At 72.9% G+C, this 18236-nt stretch carries 17 protein-coding genes; 16 read left to right on the forward strand and 1 reads right to left on the reverse strand.

The annotated features are described in order from the left end of the window. The first annotated feature begins 43 nt into the window (after positions 1-43). From ACIBQ1_RS47905 to ACIBQ1_RS47940, 8 genes are all read left to right on the forward strand, one after another. Positions 44-214 carry a daptide-type RiPP gene (locus tag ACIBQ1_RS47905; protein ID WP_355389606.1) on the forward strand — a complete coding sequence of 57 codons (171 nt, stop codon included), beginning with the start codon at positions 44-46 and terminating at the stop codon, positions 212-214. Between the two features lie 51 nt (positions 215-265). Then, complete coding sequence (locus ACIBQ1_RS47910) at positions 266-445, forward strand: daptide-type RiPP (RefSeq protein WP_355389501.1); 180 nt, start codon at positions 266-268, stop codon at positions 443-445. 168 nt (positions 446-613) lie between these two features. Continuing rightward, a complete protein-coding gene (locus tag ACIBQ1_RS47915; RefSeq protein WP_397288199.1) occupies positions 614-799 on the forward strand; it encodes a hypothetical protein in 186 nt (61 codons plus the stop codon). A 21-nt stretch (positions 800-820) separates the two neighbouring features. Further along, positions 821-2458: a daptide biosynthesis intramembrane metalloprotease gene (gene mpaP / locus ACIBQ1_RS47920; protein ID WP_397288201.1), complete on the forward strand. Its 1638-nt coding sequence runs from the start codon at positions 821-823 to the stop codon at positions 2456-2458. 18 nt (positions 2459-2476) lie between these two features. Next, a complete protein-coding gene (gene lanKC, locus ACIBQ1_RS47925; protein WP_397288203.1) occupies positions 2477-5020 on the forward strand; it encodes a class III lanthionine synthetase LanKC in 2544 nt (847 codons plus the stop codon). Further along, positions 5017-5934, forward strand: a complete 918-nt coding sequence (locus ACIBQ1_RS47930; RefSeq protein WP_397288205.1) for an ABC transporter ATP-binding protein — start codon at positions 5017-5019, stop codon at positions 5932-5934. Before lanKC ends, ACIBQ1_RS47930 begins: the two co-directional genes overlap by 4 nt. Before the next feature lie 2 nt (positions 5935-5936). Continuing rightward, positions 5937-6668 carry a hypothetical protein gene (locus ACIBQ1_RS47935; RefSeq protein WP_397288207.1) on the forward strand — a complete coding sequence of 244 codons (732 nt, stop codon included), beginning with the start codon at positions 5937-5939 and terminating at the stop codon, positions 6666-6668. A 257-nt stretch (positions 6669-6925) separates the two neighbouring features. Then, the gene (locus ACIBQ1_RS47940; protein ID WP_397288209.1) at positions 6926-7822 is read left to right on the forward strand and encodes an ABC transporter ATP-binding protein; all 897 of its coding nucleotides are present in this window, start codon (positions 6926-6928) and stop codon (positions 7820-7822) included. 65 nt (positions 7823-7887) lie between these two features. Here ACIBQ1_RS47940 and ACIBQ1_RS47945 read toward each other — a convergent pair whose 3' ends face one another. After that, the gene (locus tag ACIBQ1_RS47945) at positions 7888-10560 is read right to left on the reverse strand and encodes a BTAD domain-containing putative transcriptional regulator (RefSeq protein WP_397288211.1); all 2673 of its coding nucleotides are present in this window, start codon (positions 10558-10560) and stop codon (positions 7888-7890) included. A gap of 365 nt (positions 10561-10925) precedes the next feature. Between ACIBQ1_RS47945 and ACIBQ1_RS47950 the strand changes: the two genes are divergently transcribed. The 8 genes from ACIBQ1_RS47950 to ACIBQ1_RS47985 are packed head-to-tail and all read left to right on the forward strand — an operon-like array spanning position 10926 to position 18207. Further along, entirely contained in the window at positions 10926-11537 is a 612-nt protein-coding gene (locus ACIBQ1_RS47950) for a response regulator (protein WP_397288213.1), read from the forward strand. Between the two features lie 42 nt (positions 11538-11579). Next, positions 11580-13052 (forward strand): MinD/ParA family protein, encoded by a 1473-nt coding sequence (locus ACIBQ1_RS47955; protein ID WP_397288215.1) that lies wholly within the window; start codon positions 11580-11582, stop codon positions 13050-13052. Then, a complete protein-coding gene (locus tag ACIBQ1_RS47960; RefSeq protein WP_397288217.1) occupies positions 13049-13936 on the forward strand; it encodes an ATP-binding cassette domain-containing protein in 888 nt (295 codons plus the stop codon). The genes ACIBQ1_RS47955 and ACIBQ1_RS47960 overlap by 4 nt, the downstream gene beginning before the upstream one ends. Positions 13937-13938: 2 nt before the next feature. Further along, positions 13939-14712: an ABC transporter permease gene (locus tag ACIBQ1_RS47965; protein WP_397288219.1), complete on the forward strand. Its 774-nt coding sequence runs from the start codon at positions 13939-13941 to the stop codon at positions 14710-14712. Beyond that, entirely contained in the window at positions 14709-15215 is a 507-nt protein-coding gene (locus ACIBQ1_RS47970) for a hypothetical protein (protein WP_397288221.1), read from the forward strand. Before ACIBQ1_RS47965 ends, ACIBQ1_RS47970 begins: the two co-directional genes overlap by 4 nt. Continuing rightward, positions 15215-16312: a peptidoglycan-binding protein gene (locus tag ACIBQ1_RS47975; RefSeq protein ID WP_397288223.1), complete on the forward strand. Its 1098-nt coding sequence runs from the start codon at positions 15215-15217 to the stop codon at positions 16310-16312. Before ACIBQ1_RS47970 ends, ACIBQ1_RS47975 begins: the two co-directional genes overlap by 1 nt. Continuing rightward, positions 16309-16974 carry an ABC transporter ATP-binding protein gene (locus ACIBQ1_RS47980; RefSeq protein ID WP_397288225.1) on the forward strand — a complete coding sequence of 222 codons (666 nt, stop codon included), beginning with the start codon at positions 16309-16311 and terminating at the stop codon, positions 16972-16974. The genes ACIBQ1_RS47975 and ACIBQ1_RS47980 overlap by 4 nt, the downstream gene beginning before the upstream one ends. 42 nt (positions 16975-17016) lie before the next feature. Beyond that, positions 17017-18207 carry an ABC transporter permease gene (locus ACIBQ1_RS47985; RefSeq protein WP_397288227.1) on the forward strand — a complete coding sequence of 397 codons (1191 nt, stop codon included), beginning with the start codon at positions 17017-17019 and terminating at the stop codon, positions 18205-18207. Positions 18208-18236: the final 29 nt, after the last annotated feature.

An 18236-nucleotide genomic window follows, 5' to 3' on the forward strand; every position in this document is an offset into this window, starting at 1 on the left:
GAGGACGGGACCGCGGGCGAGCAGGAGGAGAGGAGGTGTGGCGATGGAAATGACGGCGACCCCGAGCCTGGCTCCCGCATTGGAGCTGGGCATGCAGGAACTCGAGGCCATGGACGCCCCCGGGTTCTGGTCCGGTTTCAAGCAGGGCGTTGCGATCACCTTGGGAACGCTCGTCTTCGCCAGCGCGGTGGCCAGTGCCGCTTCGCTGACCTGATGCGAGCGGGCCCGTCCGGGACCTCGATTGCCAGGAGAGGAGGAAAGGCACATGAACGAATTCGCGAACGCCCCGCTTGAGCTCGGCATGCAGGAGCTCGAGGCCATGGAGGCCCCCGGCTGGGGGACCTTCTGGGGAGTCGTGACCGGGGTCACCGTGGTGAGCGCCGTCGGCACGGCGGTCTCCTACGGCGTCACCGCCATCATGAGCAGCATCAGCGTCATCACCTGACAGCTGCCGCAGCCGGAGGCCGGCGTGGCGTTCTCGTCTCGAGCTTGAGATGCAGGAGCCCGAGGCAGGGTCCGCGCCGGGACTCCCATGAGGCACAGCGCGGTGGCGGCGGTCACCCCGTCGCCACCGCCTGGCCGGATCTCACGTGCGCGCTCGGAAGGTGAGGAAGTGAAGAACGTGTCCACGGTGTGGCTGATCATCATTGCCGGGATCCTCGTCCTGGCGTTCGTCCTGGTCATGAACAGCGGCCTGTCGGGGGTGGCCCAGGTCGTGCTGCTGGCCGTGCTCGGCATCGCCGCGGTGGCCTGCTTCGCCCTCCTGGTCGTGAACGCGGTCGGGCGGCCCCATGGCTAGACGCGCGACGGGAGCCCGGCCGTGAAGCTCGGCAGGAAGGAACGCGAGGAGCTGGACCCGGCCCTTCCCGCCCGCCCCCGGCTCGCCGACGACGTGCAGGTCCACCCGCCCGCCCACGAGGGCGCGCCGTGGATCATCCAGCGCGGCCCGGGCCGGTACATCCGGGTGGGCGCGGACATGGCCCGGCTGGGCCGGGCGCTCGACGGGGACCGGGACCACGCCGAGCTGATGGCCGACCTCGGCCCGAAGTGGACCCCGCAGGCGCTCGGCTACGCGCTGGGCGAGCTCAAGCGGATGCGGCTGCTCGACGACGGCCGGCGCACCCGCGCGAACGCGCCCTGGGTGAAGTACGTCCCCCCGCTGACGCTGCAGGTCACCGTGGTGCGCCCGGCCCGGTTCCTGGCCTGGTGCGAGCCGCTGGTGTCCGCGCTTGCCACGCGGTTCTGGGGCGCGGTGGCGGCCGTGCTCGCGCTGGCCGGGCTGGTGAGCCTGGCCGTCCAGGGCGGTGACCTGGTGCGGACGCTGGGGTCGCCGCTGCCGCTGGGCGTCTACGCGGGCGTCGCCGCCGGCACCTACCTGGTCATGGTGCTGCACGAGCTGGGCCACGGCGCGGTGCTCAGCCACTACGGCGGGCGGCCGAGCCGGATGGGTTTCATGCTGCTCTACCTGCTGCCGGCCTTCTTCTGCGACGTCTCCGACGGCTGGCGGCTGGCCCGCAAGGAGCAGCGCGTACGGGTGGCGCTGGCCGGGGTGGCGACCCAGTTCACGGCGGCGGGCGCGGCGGCCGTCGCGGCGCTGCCGTCCGGCGGCTCGGCCGCCGGTCAGGGGCTGCTGGTCTTCTCCGTCGTCACCTACCTGGGCGGCCTGCTCAACCTGCTGCCGTTCGTCAAGCTCGACGGCTACCTGGCGCTGATGAGCCACCTCGACATCTCGGACCTGCGCAAGCGCGCGATGGTCGACGCCCGGCGGTTCGTCTCGAAGCTGCTGTTCGGCGGCACGTATCCGGTGGAGCTGCCCGGCCTGCGCTGGGCGGTGCCGTACGGGATCGCCTGCCTGGTCTTCCCCGTCTACCTGGTCGGCGGGCTGGCCCTGTCACTCTGGGGCGATCTGCTGCGCGGCCTCGGCGTCATCGGCTCGCTGGCCGTCATGGTGGTCGTCCTGCTGCTGGTGGCGCGCCTGGCGTACGGGTTCCTGATGCGCGTCCACGAGGCCCGGGTGGCGGGCGCCTCCGTATGGCGGATCGGGGCCGTGACCGCGGCGCTGGCCGCGGGGGTGACGGCGCTGCTGACGCTGGTGCACGTGCCGTACGAGATCTCGGGCGGATACCACTACCGGCAGGGCCGGATCGAGCTGGTGGTGCCGGGCGGCCACGAGGAGATCAGGCGGGGGGCGGCGGTGCGGCTGCTGCGCAACGGCGTGGTCTTCCGCGAGCAGGTGGGATCGGCCGCGGTCGCCTCCGGCTCGGCGTCCAGTGCCTCCGTCCCGGTCTCGGTGCTGCTCCCGATCCGCACCGAGCGCGACCTGCCGGCGACCGTCTCGGCCTACCCGCTGACCGTCCGCGAGGCGCCGGCGGAGCCCAGCGGCGCGGCCAGGGTCGAGGCGGGCAGTCCGCCGCTCGGCGAGTGGCTCGTCGCGACGTACCTATCGGGCGCCTGGTGACCACGGGGAGAAGGAGCGATGGAGTTCATCCAGTACTTGCAGCACTGTCCACAGGGGATGCCCTTCTACGACGTCGTCGGCCCGGCCGCGGCGGCGGGGTTCTCCCGCGCCGGGGCGCCCGCGCCGCCCGGCTGGCGACGTACCGAGAACAGCGACTGGATCATCCTCAACGCGCCCGTCGAGCGGATCCAGCGGCAGGGCTGGAAGATCCACGCCTCGGCGACCCCGGAGAACGCCGAGACGGTCCTCGGCGAGGTCTGGGACTACTGCGTCGCGCACCGGGTGAGCTTCAAGTTCCTGCGCTCGGAGTCGGTGCTCAGGCGGCGCAACGGCAAGTACGGCGACCGCGGCAGCGCGGGCAAGTTCGTCACCGTCTACCCCGGCGACGACCAGCAGCTCGAGAAGATCCTCAACGAGCTCGGCGACCTGCTCGACGGTGAGCGCGGCCCGCACATCCTCAGCGACCTGCGCTGGCGCTCGGGCCCGCTGTACGTGCGCTACGGCGGATTCGTCGAGCGGACGATCCAGAACGAGTTCGGCGAGACCGTCCACTGCATCGAGGACCCCCAGGGACGGCTCGTGCCCGACGTCCGCGGACCCGCCTTCCGTCCTCCCCCCTGGGTGGAGCTCCCGGACTGCCTGGCCGAGCCGCTGGCCGCGCGGAACCGGGGAACGCTCGACGACTTCCCCTTCCGCGCGACCAAAGCCTTCCACTTCTCCAACGGCGGCGGCGTCTACTACGCCACCGACACCCGCTCCGGCGAGGTGGTGGTGCTGAAGGAGGCCAGGCCGCTGGCCGGGCTCGACCAGGACGGGCGTGACGCGGTCACCCGGCTGGAACGCGAGCGCTGGGCCCTCGACCGGCTCGCCGGGCTGCCCTGGTTCCCCCGCCTGATCGACTACCGGATCGGCCACGAGCACTACTTCCTGGCCCGCGAGTACGTGGAGGGCGAGCCGCTGGGCCGGGAGATCGCCCGGCGCAACCCGCTGCTGCGGGCCGACCGGTCGCCGGCCGACTTCGCCGCCTACACCGAGTGGGCGCTGCGCATCCTGGGGCAGGTCGAGGAGGCCGTCGCGGCGATGCACGGGCGGGGCGTGGTCTTCGGCGACCTGCATCCCGCCAACATCCTGGTCAGGGCCGACGACACGATCGCCTTCATCGACCTGGAGGCCGCCACGGAGGCCGACGCGAACCTGGTCCAGGCGATGGCCGCGCCCGGGTTCGTGGCGCCGCCCGCCTACACCGGCGTCGAGGTGGACCGCTACGGGCTGGGCTGCATCCGGCTGGCCGTCTTCTGCCCGATGACGAGCCTGCTGCCGTGGGGTGCCGACAAGTTCGCCCAGCTCCTCGACATGATCACCACGTACTTCCCGGTGCCGTCCGGCTACGCCGAGCAGATCCGCCGCGACCTGGGCCCGGCCCCGCACTGGACCGACCTGGTCGGCCAGCCCGCCGACCGCCCGCCGCTGGCCTGGCCGGAGCCCGGCCCGGCGGCCTGGCCGGAGCTGCGCGCCGCGGTCGCGGGCGGCATCGCCGCGAGCGCCACCCCCGGCCGCGCCGACCGGCTCTTCCCCGGCGACGTCGCGCAGTTCCTCACCCCTGGCGGCGGGGTCGCCTTCGCCCACGGCGCCGCGGGCGTGCTCTGGGCGCTCGGCCGGACCGGGGCGCAGGTCCCGGACGAGCACGTGGACTGGCTGGTGACGCGCACGCGCGAGCTGTCCGAGGCGCGGCCGGGGTTCTACGACGGCCTGTACGGCATCGCGTACGCCCTGGACCGGCTCGGCCGGGCCGAGGAGGCGCTGGAGGTCCTCGACCGGGCCGCCGAGATCCCGCTGGACCGGGTGCCGGGCATCGGGCTGTTCTCCGGGCTGGCGGGGGCCGGGCTGGCCCTGCACCACTTCGGGCGCGACTGCGGCGCCGTGACCGAACGGCTCGTCGAGCGCCTGTCGGCCCAGCCTCAGGGGCCGTCCGCGCCGGGGCTGATGCACGGGGCGAGCGGGGCGGCGCTGCTGCTGGTGCGCCTCTTCGAACGCACCCGGGACCCGGCCCTGCTCGCGCACGCCGAGGCCGCGCTCCGCCGCGACCTGGCGGTGATGGGGGTGGGCTCGGACGCCCCGGCCCCGATCGGCGCGCCCTGGCGGGAGCCGGTCCTGGCGATGGGCGGCGCGGGCGTGGCCATGGTGCTGCGGCTGCTGACCGGCCACTATCCGGACCCGGACCTGATCGAGGCGCTGGACGATCTCCGCCGCGCCACCGGCGACCACGTCGTGACCGGCGCCGGGCTGTTCACCGGCCGGGCCGGGGCGATGCTGGCGCTGGCCGGGCTGGGCGAGCCTTCGTACTCGCCCCGGCTGGCGCGGCACATGGAGCACCTGGCCTGGCACGCCGTACCGCACGACGGGCACGTCGCCTTCATCGGGGAGCAGGCGCTGCGGCTGTCCGCGGACCTCGCCACCGGCGCGGCCGGCGTGCTCCTGGCGCTCGGCGCGGCCCTGAACGGCGGCCCCGGGCTCCCCTTCCTCGACGACACCTGCACATCAACACAACGGGAGGACACATGAAGCCGATGTTGAGGGCGGAGGGCCTGACGAAACGGTACGGACCCGTGCTGGCGGTCAGCAACGCCAGCTTCGCCGTACGGTCGGGCGCGATCACGGGGTTCCTGGGCCCGAACGGGGCGGGCAAGTCGACGACGATGCGGCTCTTCCTCGGCCTCGACCGGGCGACCAGCGGTTCGGCCCTCATCGACGGGAAGCGCATCGACGAGTGGCCGGTGCCGGCCCGCAAGATCGGCGCGGTGCTGGACACGCAGTGCGCCCACCCCAGCCGCCGGGCCGTCGACAGCGTCCGCTGGGCGGCCAAGCTCGCCGGGGTGGCCGAGAACCAGGCCGAGGTGCTGCTGGAGCGGGTGGGCCTGTCCGCGGTGGCCGGTCAGCGGGCCGGCCGGTTCTCGCTGGGCATGCGCCAGCGCCTCGCGCTGGCCATCGCCCTGGTGGGCAATCCCGAAGTGATCATGCTGGACGAGCCCATGAACGGGCTCGACCCCGAGGGCATCACCTGGATCAAGGGGTTGCTGCGGCAGTTCAAGGACCAGGGACGTACGGTCTTCGTCTCCAGCCACCTGCTGGCCGAGATGGAGGACCTGGTCGACGACCTGGTCGTCATCGCGCAGAGCAAGATCGTCGGAGCGGGGGCCGCGCAGGCGTTCATCCAGCGCTTCCAGACGCAGACGGTCAGCGTGCAGTGCGACAACCCGCGCGTGCTCAGCGCCGCCATCACCAACGCCGGCGGCCGGCTCGTCAGCCTGGCCGACGCGCAGCGACTGCAGGTCACCGGGCTGGAGGCGGGCCTGGTGGGCCAGCTCGCGAAGGACAGCGGGGTGGCGATCTTCGAGCTCCGCGAGGAACGGAGCCTGCTCAAGGCATTCACCCAGGCGACGGCCGAGAAGGCCGGGATCAAGGGAGAGGTGGGCTAGTCATGGGTTTCGCCAATCTGTGGTCCGCTGAGATCATCAAGTTCCGCACCCTGCGCAGCTATCTCATCACCGCCGTCGCGGCCATCGTGGTGGCCGGGGTGGGCGGCGCGATCATGGGCGGCGCGCTCGACGCCCAGGGCAACGTGCCGGGTCTGGGCACGTCCGTCCAGGTCATCACGCTGCCCATGGAGGTCGTGATCTACGCCATGGTGGTGCTGGGCGTGCTGGTGGCGACCGGCGACCTGCGCAGCGGCACCTTCCGCATCACCTCGATCATGGCGCCGTGGCGCAACCGGGTGCTGGCGGCCAAGTTCTCGGCGGTGGCCGCGGTCGCGCTGGCCGTCACGATCCTCGCGCTGGCCGCCGCCTGGGTGGGCGGCCTGATCACCGGGGGCGGCCACTTCTCCCCCATGGCCGGCGACGGCACGATGCAGATCCTGACGCACCTGGTGGCGGTGCCGCTGGCGACCGTGCTCGGCGCGGCGGTCGGCATGCTGCTCAGGAACACGGCGGGGGCCATCTCCGCGCTGCTGATCTGGGCGCTGGCCGTGGAGGCGGTGCTGGTCTACACGATCCCGGCGGAGGTCGTGGCGTTCCTGCCGTTCAAGACGATCGGCGCGGCGGCCGCCAACCTCACCCTGGGCGCGGTGCCCGGCCTGGGGATGTTCACGCTCTACGTGGCGATCGCCGTGGGTCTGGCGGTGTACGTTCACCAGCGTCGTGATCTGGGCTAGCCGTAACGGGGCCGCGGGACCGGATCCTGCGGCCCCAAGGGCTGGCGACCAGCTTGCTGTGCCCGGTCTGAACAGCGACAATGCCCTTTCCTCTGTGGCCTCCGTATTGACACCTTGTTGAGCCGGTGTTTACATGTGCCCCAGGCTGATCTACGCAATTGCGCCGCCTCGGGGAATTGCGGGCAATTCACCTCGGTATAGCGCGCCCCGAAACCTCAGCTGACGGCGGAAGTGGGGGCTGGCTGAGTATGGGGGCGATGCTGCGGGCGGAGAGCCTCACCAAACGATTCGGCGCGATCGTCGCCGTGAGCAATGTGAGCTTCTCCGTCAGGGCCGGGGCCATCACCGGATTCCTCGGGCCCAATGGCGCCGGAAAAACCACGACACTCCGCCTTTTCCTCGGACTCGTCCATCCCACCTCGGGCTCCGCTCTCATCGACGGCAAGCCCCTCGGCCAGTGGCCGGTCCCCGCCCGCAAGGTCGGCGCGGTGCTGGACGCCCACTGCGCGCACCCCTCCCGCCGCGCCGTCGACAGCGTCCGCTGGGCCGCCCGGCTGGCCGGCGCCGGGGCCGACCCCGAGGAGCTCCTCGACCGCGTCGGCCTCTCCGAAGTGGCCGGCCGGCGCACCGGCTCCTTCTCCCTCGGCATGCTGCGACGCCTGGCGCTGGCCATCGCGCTGGCCGGCGATCCGGAGATCGTGATCCTGGACGAGCCCATGAACGGCCTCGACCCCGAGGGCATCGCCTGGATCAAGAACGTCCTGCGCCGCTTCCGCGACCAGGGGCGCACCGTGTTCATCGCCAGCCACCTGCTGGCCGAGCTGGAAGACCTGGTGGACGACCTGGTGGTGATCGCGCAGAGCAGGGTCGTGGGCAGCGGCTCGGCCGCGGCCTTCGTCGACCGCTTCCAGCCGCAGACCGTGAGCGTCCTGTCCGACCAGCCGCAGGCGCTCGGCGCCGCGGTCACCCGGGCGGGCGGCCAGGTCCTCGACACCAACGGGCAGCGGGTCCTGATCAGCGGGCTGACCTCGACGCGCCTGGGCGAGATCGCGCGTGCGGCGGGCATCGCGCTGTTCGGCGTCACCGAGGAACGCGCCCTCCGCGCCCCCTTCACCTCAGCCGTCGCCGACGGCCTCACCGGCGAGGCCTGCTGACTCCTGCCCAGGTCCCGTCACGTCGCGCGGGGCTCCCCGCCGATCTCCGGGTGGGGCGTCCCGGGTCAGGCGCTGCCGGTGGCGATGCTCTTCTGCGTGACCAGGCCGTTGACGTTGATGAACGCGCGAGCCAGCTTCGCCCGCGACGCCGTTCGCGCCATCCCCGACACCCGGGCGATCTCCTCGGCCGTCGCCAGGTCGTCGTAGGCGGCCTTCGGGTCGCCCAGCAGGATCCGCGTGGTCCCGAGATCGAGCAGGATGTCCGACTGCACCACCCGGTCGCCGATGTGGATGGCGATCTCCAGCGCCTCCATCAGCTCGGGGCAGGCCTTCTCCGGGGTGCCCGCCCGGGCCGCGTGCATGGCCACCGCGCGCCGGATGCGGGCCTCGCTGCGCAGGCTGCCCGCCTCGCGGCACAGGCCGAGCGCCCGGTCCAGGCAGTCCTGGGAGGCGGCTCCCTCGCCGGTGCTGTGCAGCACCATGGCCAGCCCGACCAGGGCGTCGGCCTCGGCGATCGCGTCCCCGCTGCGGTTCAGCGCCGCGGCGGCCTCCTGGTAGACCTTCCGCGCCGTGGCCAGGGCCTGGTTGATCCGGTCGAGGTCGCCGACCAGTCGCAGGGTCAGCCCGCGCCCGTACTCGTCGCCCAGGCGCCGGAAGATCGCCAGCGCCTCCTCCAGGTGGTACGCCGCGCCGATGTAGTCGCCCACCAGCAGCGAGCGGTAGCCCAGGGAGTACATCAGAACGGCCTGGCCGCGCAGGTTGCCCGCGTTCCTGACGCTGGCCAGGGCGATCTGATGGGACTCCAGCCAGACGTCGAAGTGGGCGCCGGCCTCGAAGAGCGCGAGTGGCGCGATGGCCAGTTCCCAGCAGGTCTCGGGTGCCGCGGCGGCCCGGCGTACCAGGGCGAGGTGGGTGCGGAGGTGCTCCTCGAACCAGGCCGAGCCCGGGCCCGTCCAGTCCCGGGCCCCGGCGGGCCGGTAGCGGGGCGCGGTGCCGCGCGGGATGGAGTTGTCCTTGCCGCGCATCGAGGCGTGGGCGGCGTCCGTCAGGGTCAGCCAGCCGCCGAGGGCACGTTCCACGGCCGCGGCCAGGTCCTGCTCGCCGTCCTCCAGGCGGGCGCGGGCGGCGCCGAAGCCGAGCAGCAGCTCGTGGCAGTGGTAGCGCCGGCCGTCGGATAAGGGGGTGACGAAATGGGTTTCGGCCAGCTCCTCCAGCAGCTCCTCCGCGGCGTCCACCGGCACGTCGGCGAGCGCGGCCGCGGTCTCGGCGCTGACCCCGGACACGCCGTGGAACCCGATCCTGCGGATGAGCGAGCGCGGCCCGGTGGGCAGCGCCTGGTAGGCGTTCAGCAGCGCCGGGGCGATGCTCCTGCCCCCGTGCCGGAGCTCGCCGAGGATCCGCGCCGGGTCGGACAGGCGCTCGGCCAGGCGTTCCAGGCTCAGGTACGGCCTGGCGGCCAGCTTGGCGGCCACGATCTCCAGGGCCACCGGCAGCCCGGCGCACAGCTCCACGATCCGGTTGGCCGCCGCGGGCTCGGCCTGCATCCGCTGCCGTCCCGCCCCGGTGGCCAGCAGGGTCCTGGCGGCGGGGCCGTCCAGTGCCGGGACGGTCACCGTGGCGGCGTCGCGCGGCAGGGCCAGCGGGGAGACGCTGGTCACGAGCACGGCGCAGCCGGCGTGCCCGGGCAGGAACGGCAGCACCTGCCCCGGGCCGGTCACGCCGTCCAGCACGATCAGCACCCGCCGCACGGCCAGCACGCTGCGCAGCAGCGCGGCACGTGCCCCCGCGCCCTCGGGGATCTCCTCGGCCGCCACCCCGAGCGCGCCGAGGAAGCCCGCCAGCACCTCGCCGGGATCGCCGAGATCGTCGGCGAACAGCTGCCCGTCGGGGAAGTGCCCGGCCACGCGGTGCGCCGCCTCCAGGCTCACGGCGGTCTTGCCGACCCCGCCCGAGCCGGTGACCATCACCAGCGGGGACGTCGCCCGCTCGGCCAGCTCCGCGACGATCTCGCGCAGCTCGCCGTCCCGTCCGGCGAGCATGCCGGGACGGGCGGGCAGCTGCCGCGGCACGTCCGCGGCCAGGTGCGTGCGCTCCAGCGCGAAGTCCTGGCGGAGGATCCGCAGCCGCAGGTCGCGCAGCGCGGGGCTGGGATCGGTGCCGAGCTCCTCCCGCAGCCGCTCCTCCAGGTCGGTGAAGGCCTGCAGGGCCTCGCTGCCCCGCTGGGAACGGTAGAGGGCGATCATGAGCTGGGCGCAGAAGCGTTCCTTCAGCGGGTGCTGGTCGGCCAGGTGCTGCAGCTCGGCGATCACCTCGCGGTGCCGTCCGAGCGCCAGGTCGGCGTCGACCCGGGCCTCGACGGCGGCCAGCCGCCGCTCGTTCCAGACGGCGGCCTCGGCGACGAAGGCCTCGCTGTCCAGGCCGGACAGGGCCGAGCCCCGCCACAGTTTGAGCGCGGCGTCGAGGGTCTTGGCCGCCTGGGCGTGGTCGCGTTCGCCGGCCAGCAGGCAGGCCCGGTCGTACAGGCGCATGAAGACGAAGGCGTCGATGCTGTCCTCGGCGGCTTCGAGGCGGTAGACGTTGTCGTGCACGTCGATCGTGACGCCGCTGCGCCTGAGCTCGCCGACCCCGCGGTGCACCTGGTTCCTGGCGCTCTTGGTGGGGGTGTCTCCGTAGATCGCGTCAATGAGGCTGTCGACCGATGCCGAGCGCGTCGGGCTCAGCAACAGATGGGCCAGCACCGCACGCGATCTGCGGGTGGCCAGCCTGATCTCGTTTCCTTGCTGCCATATTGCCGGTTGCCCCAGGATTCCAAAGTGCATCACCAGCACATGCCCCCTCTGTCGCATCTCGATCATCTCTTACGCGGACAGCTCTGTCATCGCTTGTGGGCATACTCACGTGGGCCGTAACAGTGTGACGGCCACGACTTGCAGCCGACTTTCGGAATGCCATAACGTGAGGGATCTTGGCAAGCACTTAAGGCGATTTATTACCTAATGAGCGAAAAATCCTCTTTTGCCGCTTTATTTGCATGATAGATGTCACATGGGCCCGATGACATAGGCGCCTACCGGGGAAAACATCCCGGAGTCAGACTCCTGGTATGTCCACAGCGTCGCCGATCCGAGTCTTACTCGCCGCCGACGAACCGCAGACCCGGGCGGTGCTGGCCGCCCTGCTCACTCTGGAGGAGGGCATCGATGTCGTCGCCGAGACCGGGCTTGGAGACCGGATCGTGGAGGCGGTCCGGCGACACCGACCCGACGTGGCCGTACTCGACGCCGAGCCGCCCGGCCGCGACGGGCTGACCACCGCCGCGCGGATCGGCCGCCGGTGCGCGATCGTCGCCCTGACCAGCTTCGGCCGGCCGGGATACCTGCGCCGGGCGCTGGCCTCCGGCGTCGCCGGCTTCCTCGGCAAGGACGCCTCGGCCGACGAGCTGACCGCGGCCATCCGCAAGGTCGCCGCCGGCGGCCGGTACCTCGACACCGAGCTCGCCGTCGCCTCGATGACGACCGGGGACAGCCCGCTCACCGACCACGAACGCGACGCCCTGCGCCTGGCCGGCGGCGGGGCCACGATCACCAGAATCGCCGTCGAGCTCCATGTGTCCGAGGCGATCGCACACGGGCTCATCTCCAGCGCGACGGCCAAACTCAACGCGGAGGGCCATCACGAAGCCGTCCACACCGCGCGGCGGCAGGGCTGGCTGTGACGCAATCCGACGACCACACGCAGATACGCGAACGGGTGGATCATGCACGGCGAGCGCGATGAACGGCCTCTGCTCAACACCGACGACGAGGTCACGATGGAAGTGAACGGGGAAGATCCGGACCGCACGCGCACGATGCGCTTCCCGCCGCCGAAGCTACGCAAAGACGTGGACCAGCCGCCTCCCCCCGCCCCGGAGCCGCCCCTGTGGTGGCAGGCGGACTCGAAGGACGATCCCACGCCACGGCTCGGCCATTTCGGCACGACCAGCCCTCCGGGGGAGCCCAGGAAAGGCCCTCCGACGGTCGGACCGCCGCCCGGCCCCATCGAGCTCGGCGCCCTGAACGCGTTCCAGCCGCCGAACCCGCCGGCCTGGGACCCGCCCGCGGCGGGCGCCCCCGACGTCCCGGTCTTCCCGCAGCCCGGCCCCACCGCCTTCCCCCCTCCCCAACCGGCCGGCCCCTCCGCCTTCGCCACACCCGGGCAGGCCGACCCCACCGGCTTCTCCGTGGCCGAGGAGGCGGACCCCGCCGGATTCTCCCTTGCCGAGCAGGCGCCGCCGGACGCCCCGGCGACCGGCACGTCCGCGGAGAGCCTGCGCCCGGACCGGCTGCTGCGCACCCGCCGCCGCCCGCCCGCCGGCGGCTGGCGCAAGGCCGTCTTCACGCTCAGCGGCGGCCTGATCCGCCCCAAGGACTCCAAGGCGGAACGCCACCGCCAGGAGCTGATCGAGCGCATCAGGCAACCGGTCACCTCGGGCCACTTCAGGGTCGCGGTGATGAGCCTCAAGGGCGGCGTGGGCAAGACCACCACGACCATCGGCCTGGGCTCCACGCTGGCCCACCACCGGGGAGACCGGGTCATCGCGGTCGACGCCAACCCCGACCGGGGCACGCTGTCGGAGAAGCTGCGGATGGAGTCTCCGGCCACCGTAAGGGACCTGCTCAACGACCGCGCCGGCATCTGGCGCTACGCGGACGTGCGTTCCTACACCTCCCAGGCGCCCTCGCGGCTGGAGGTGCTGGCCTCCGACCGGGACCCGGCCATCTCCGAGGCGTTCAACGCCGACGACTACCGCGCGGTCGCGCAGATCCTGGAGCAGTTCTACTCGATCGCCATCACCGACTGCGGCACCGGCATGCTCCACTCGGCGATGAGCGCGATCCTGGACATGGCCGACCAGATCGTCCTGGTCAGCCCGGTCACCGTGGACGGCGCCAGGTCGGCCTCGGCCACCCTCGACTGGCTGCAGGCCCACGGTCATCAGGACCTGGCGGGCAGCGCCGTGGTGGTGCTGTCGGCGGTGAAGAACCCGCGCAGGAACGCCGTCAACGTGGCCGAGCTCCAGGAGCACTTCACCAAGCGCTGCCGGGCGGTGATCGGCGTGCCGTTCGACCCGCACCTGGAGCAGGGCTCCGAGGTCGATCTCGACCTGCTGCGCACCGCCACCCGCGACACCTACCTGGAGGTGGGCGCCTCTATCGCCGATCGCTTCGGCCTCGGAGCGCCGCTATGACACCCCTGCTCAGCGTCACCGACCTGTCGAGGTCGCCCGCCCTGGAGGAGGTGTCGTTCACCGTCGGGCGCGGCGAGGTCGTCTGCGTCGTCGGCCCGCCGGACAGCGGCGCCGACACGCTGCTCGGCTGCCTGGTCGGCGCGGAGGAGCCGGACGCGGGCCACATCGAGATGCTCGGCGTGACGGTCGGCCACGGCGACCGCAGGCCCCCCGGGATGGCCGCCGCGCTGCGCGGCGAGAGCCTCCCGGCCCGGATGAAGGTCGCCGAGGCCGTACGGCTGCTCTCGCGCCTGCACGGCACGCGCGGCCTGCCGGGACGCCTCGTGGACCTGCTCGACCTGGAGCCGCTGCTGCCCCGGCGCTTCGGCCGCCTCACCGACGGCCAGCGCCGGCGGGCCATGATCGCCCTGGCCCTGGTGGGCAACCCCGAGCTGGTCCTGCTCGACGCGCCGACCGCCGGGCTCAGGGAGGGCAGCGGGCACCGCGTCGAGCGGGCCGTCGACGAGCTGCGCGCCGGGTACGGCGGGGTCTGCGTCGTGCTCGACGACCTGGCCCAGGCCGAGCGGCTGGCCGACCGGGTGGTCCTGCTGCGCGCGGGCCGCGTGCTGGCCGAGGGCACGCCGGCCAGGCTGGTCCAGTTGCTCGGCCCGACGTTCGTCATGGGCGTGCCCCCGCACCTGCGCGTGGACGGGCTCCGCGACGTGCGCGTGCTGCCCTGCGCCGCGGCCACCTACCTGTACGGCTCGCGGCCGGCGCTGGAGGCGGCGATCCAGGAGCTGTCGCCGATGAGCGGCGACCGGGTGTGGTCGATCCGCCCGCCCACGCTCAGGGACGCCTACCTCACGTTGTCGGCCGTTCCCGAGCCGGTCGCCTTGGAGGCGTGAGGATGGCCGCTACCGTGTGGACCCTGGTACGCGCCCAGGTGGCACTGCTGCTCCGGACGCCGGTGGTGCTGCTGGGCGTGCTGGCCCTGCCGTTCGCGGTGCTGCTCGCGCTGATGCTGGTCATCGGCTTCTCCTTCCCGACGATCGAGTTCGGCGCCATGCCGGGGGTGCGGGTCATCGACCGGCTGCTGCCCGAGATGGCGGGGACCGTCGCCGCCGCGGCCGGGATCCTGGTGCTCACCCTGCACCTGTCGGAGGTGCGGGCCACGGGGCTGCTCAGGCGGCTGCGGCGCAGCCCCATGCGGGACGGGTCGTACCTCACGGCCCAGGCGATCGTGGCCGGCGCGCTGGTGGCGGCGTCCACCGTGCTGTTCATGGCCGTCACGTTCGTCGTCTACGGCCCGCCCCGTTCCGGGCACCCGCTCAACCTGGCGGCGGCGCTGCTGGCCGTGACCTACTGCTCGGTCAGCGCCGGGCTGCTGCTCGGGGGCCTGCGCATGCCGCCGGCCGGGGCCAGGATCGCCGCGCCGCTCTGCTTCGCGCTGCTGTTCCTCGGCAGCGGGCTGGGCGTGCCGCGCGAGGGCTGGGAGGGTGTCGCGCCGTGGTTCTACCAGGTCACCACGGTCAACCCGCTGGCCCAGCTCAACGACTTCGTCTTCGAGGCGTACCTGGGGCGGCTGTCGGACACCTGGCCGGCCGTGGCCGGGCTGCTCGTGACCGCCGTCGTCGTGAACGTCGTGACCAGGCGCGTCTTCGACTGGGACGGCGTGTCATGAGGGCGGCCCTGCCGGCGCTGGTCGCGTTCGCGCTGCTGGCCGCCGGGTGCGCCCAGCGGGACGAGCAGAACCCCATCGCGATCGCCATCGCCGGCACCCCGCCGGCCGCGGCGGCCCGGCAGGCAGCACCCAAGACGGCCCCGACGGCCGGCGTCGACCCCGACGACGTGCTGCTCAAGGTCGCCCAGTGCCTGCGCCAGAACGGCATCGACGTGCCCGACCCCGGCTCCCCCGAGGACAAGACGTGGAAGTACACCGGGGACCAGGCGACGCTGCAGAAGGCGCTGAAGGCCTGCGAGAAGTACACCTCGCAGATCCCCAACCCCTTCAACGACCCGAAGGCCCGCGACCAGATCATCCAGTACGCCCGGTGCATGCGCGAGCAGGGCATCGACATGCCTGACCCGCCGCAGGTCAACCCCAAGCTCGACCCCAACGACCCGAAGCTGCGCAAGGCGGCGGAGTCCTGCGCCAAGCTGCTGCCCGGACAGGGGGGAGCCTGATGAACGGCCGGCTCAAGGGGGTCGTCGCGGCCCTGGGCACGGCGGCCGTGGGCAGCGCGGTCACCGCGGGCGGCGTGTTCGCCTCGGCTGCGCTCTTCGACGCGGGCCCGCAGGCCAGGCCGGACCCCACGCCGACCGCGCGCCCGGTGGCCGCCGCCACCAAGGAGATCACCCGCGGCGACCTGGTGGACAAGGAGAGCGTGGACGGCAAGCTCACGTACGCCGGCAGCCGTACCGTCAAGGCCACCTCGGCCGGGACGATCACCAGCCTGCCCGGCGAGGGCCAGGTCATCCGGCGCGGCAAGAGCCTCTACGGCGTGGACCGCCGCCCCCGCGTCCTCATGTACGGCGAGCTCCCCGCGTACCGGACCCTGAAGGACGGTGTCAAGAAGGGCCCCGACGTCAAGCAGCTCGAACGCAACCTGCGCGACCTCGGGTTCGGCCGCGGCGTGACGGTCGACACCCGCTTCACCGACGCGACGGCCCGCGCCGTGCGGCGGTGGCAGAAGAAGAACGGCATGGAGCGGAACGGGAAGGTGACCCCGGCGGACGTCCTCTTCCTGCCCGATCCGGTCCGGGTCAGCAAGATCGACGTCGAGGTGGGCGACCAGATCGGGTCCCTGCGGCCGGTCCTGGACATCACCGGCACCGACCGGCTGGTCCGCATCGACCTGGACGCCGACAAGCAGGACCTCGCCAAGAAGGGCAGGAAGGTCACCGTCAAGCTCGCCGACGGCAAGAGCGTCACCGGCCGGATCACCCGGGTGGCGAAGGTGGCCAAGGCGGCCAAGCGCTCCGGCAACCAGGAGAGCGGCGCCACCGTCGAGGTGGAGATCAAGGTCGCCGCCAGGTCGCTCGGGTCGCTGGACGAGGCGCCGGTGACCGTCGAGCTGGCCAGGCAGCGGGCCGAGAACGTGCTCACCGTGCCCGTGGAGGCCCTGCTGGCGCTGCCCGAGGGCGGCTACGGCATCGAGATCGTGGATCAGGGGCAGGCGCGGCGGGTGCCGGTGCGGACGGGGGCGTTCGGCAACGGCAGGGTCGAGGTGAGCGGCCCGGGGCTGGCCGAGGGCATGAAGGTCACGGTGTCGGGCCGATGAACGTCCTGGAGATCCGCGGGGTCAGCAAGAGCTACGGCCGGGTGCACGCCCTGCGCAATGTGGACCTGACCATCCGCAAGGGCGAGATGGTCTCCATCGTCGGCCCGTCCGGCTCGGGCAAGTCCACGTTGCTGCAGATCGCGGGCACCCTCGACCGGCCGACCTCGGGCACCGTACGGGTGGCCGGCTACGACGTGAGCACGCTGTCCGACAGCCAGCTCTCGGCGCTGCGCGCCCGCTACATCGGCTTCGTCTTCCAGCAGTTCCATCTCTCCCCCGGCCTGTCCGCGCTGGACAACGTGGCCGACGGCCTGCTCTACACCGGCCTGTCCCGGCGGCAGCGGCGCGAGCGGGCCGAGGCGGCGCTCGACCTGGTCGGGCTGAGCCACCGCCTGGGCCACCGGCCGAACCAGCTGTCCGGCGGCCAGATGCAGCGGGTGGCGGTCGCCCGCGCGGTGGCCGGGCGGCCGCCGCTGCTGCTCGCCGACGAGCCGACCGGGAACCTGGACTCCGAGGCGGGCTCGGAGGTGCTGTCGCTGTTCCGGACGCTGAACGCGCGGGGCATCACCATCGCGATCATCACGCACGACCCCGAGGTGGCCATGGCCTGCCCGCGCCGCATCCGCGTACGCGACGGCCTGGTCAGATCCGAGGTCTCGTGAGCACGGGGACGGGGGCGCCGTGAGCACGGGGACGGGGGCGCCGTGAGCACGGCGTTGCGCCCGGCGCGGCTGCGGCCGACGGACCTGGCCAGGCTCGGCACCTCGGGCCTGCGGTCGAGACCGGCCAGGGCCGTCCTCGCCGCGCTCGGCATCGCGATCGGCATCGCCACCATGGTCACGGTCGTCGGCATCTCCGCCTCCAGCCAGGAGAAGCTCCTGCGCCAGCTCGACGAGCTCGGCACCAACCTGCTCAGGGTCTCCCCCGGCGACAGCCTCTTCGGCGACAAGGTCAAGCTCCCCGAGAACGCCGCCGACATGGTCAAGCGCATCGACGGCGTCACCGCCGCCGCCCAGACCGCCGAGACCGGCACCACCGTGCGCCGCAACGACCTCATCCCCAGCGGCATCTCCCTGGGCATCACCGTCCAGGCCACCAGCCTCGACCTGCTCACCACCCTGGACGGCCGGGTCCGCCGGGGCACCTGGCTCAACGCCGCCACCGAACGTCAACCGGTGGTGGTCCTGGGCGCGGTGGCCGCCGAACGCCTCGGCCTGCTCACCCCGAACGCCCAGGTCTGGATCGGCGGCAGGTGGTTCACCGTCATCGGCGTGCTGGACAGGATGCCGCTGGCCGAGGAGGTCGAGCGGTCCGCGCTCGTCGGCTTCCCCGCGGCAAAGGAGTACCTCGCCCACGACGGCCACCCCACCACCGTCTACGAGCGCTCGGCCGACGAGGCGGTGGAGAGCGTACGGGCGATGCTGGCCCGTACGGTCACCCCGGAGAGCCCGAACGAGGCCAAGGTGAGCCGCCCGTCGGACGCGTTGAAGGCCAAGGCCGCCGCGGCGGGCGCGTTCACCGGGCTCATGCTCGGGCTGGGGGCGGTCGCCCTGTTCGTCGGCGGGGTGGGGGTGGCCAACACGATGGTGGTCGCCGTGCTGGAGCGGCGAAAGGAGATCGGCCTGCGCAGATCGTTCGGCGCCACGAGGGGGCAGGTGCGCAACCAGTTCCTGGTGGAGGCGCTGCTGCTGTCGGCCTTCGGCGGGGGCGCGGGGGTCCTGCTCGGCGCGCTGGCCACGTTCGTCTACGCCCAGCTCAACGGGCTGCCGACGGTCGTCCCGATGTGGGCGCTGAGCGGCGGCCTGGCCACCACGGTGCTGATCGGCGCCCTGGCCGGCATCTACCCCGCGCTACGCGCGGCCCGCGTCCCCCCGACGGTGGCCCTGAGCGCTTGACCCTGCATTCCGGCGGGGCCTTCCGGGCG

It is taken from the genome of Nonomuraea sp. NPDC050153, from assembly GCF_044460125.1.
Lineage (GTDB): Bacteria > Actinomycetota > Actinomycetes > Streptosporangiales > Streptosporangiaceae > Nonomuraea.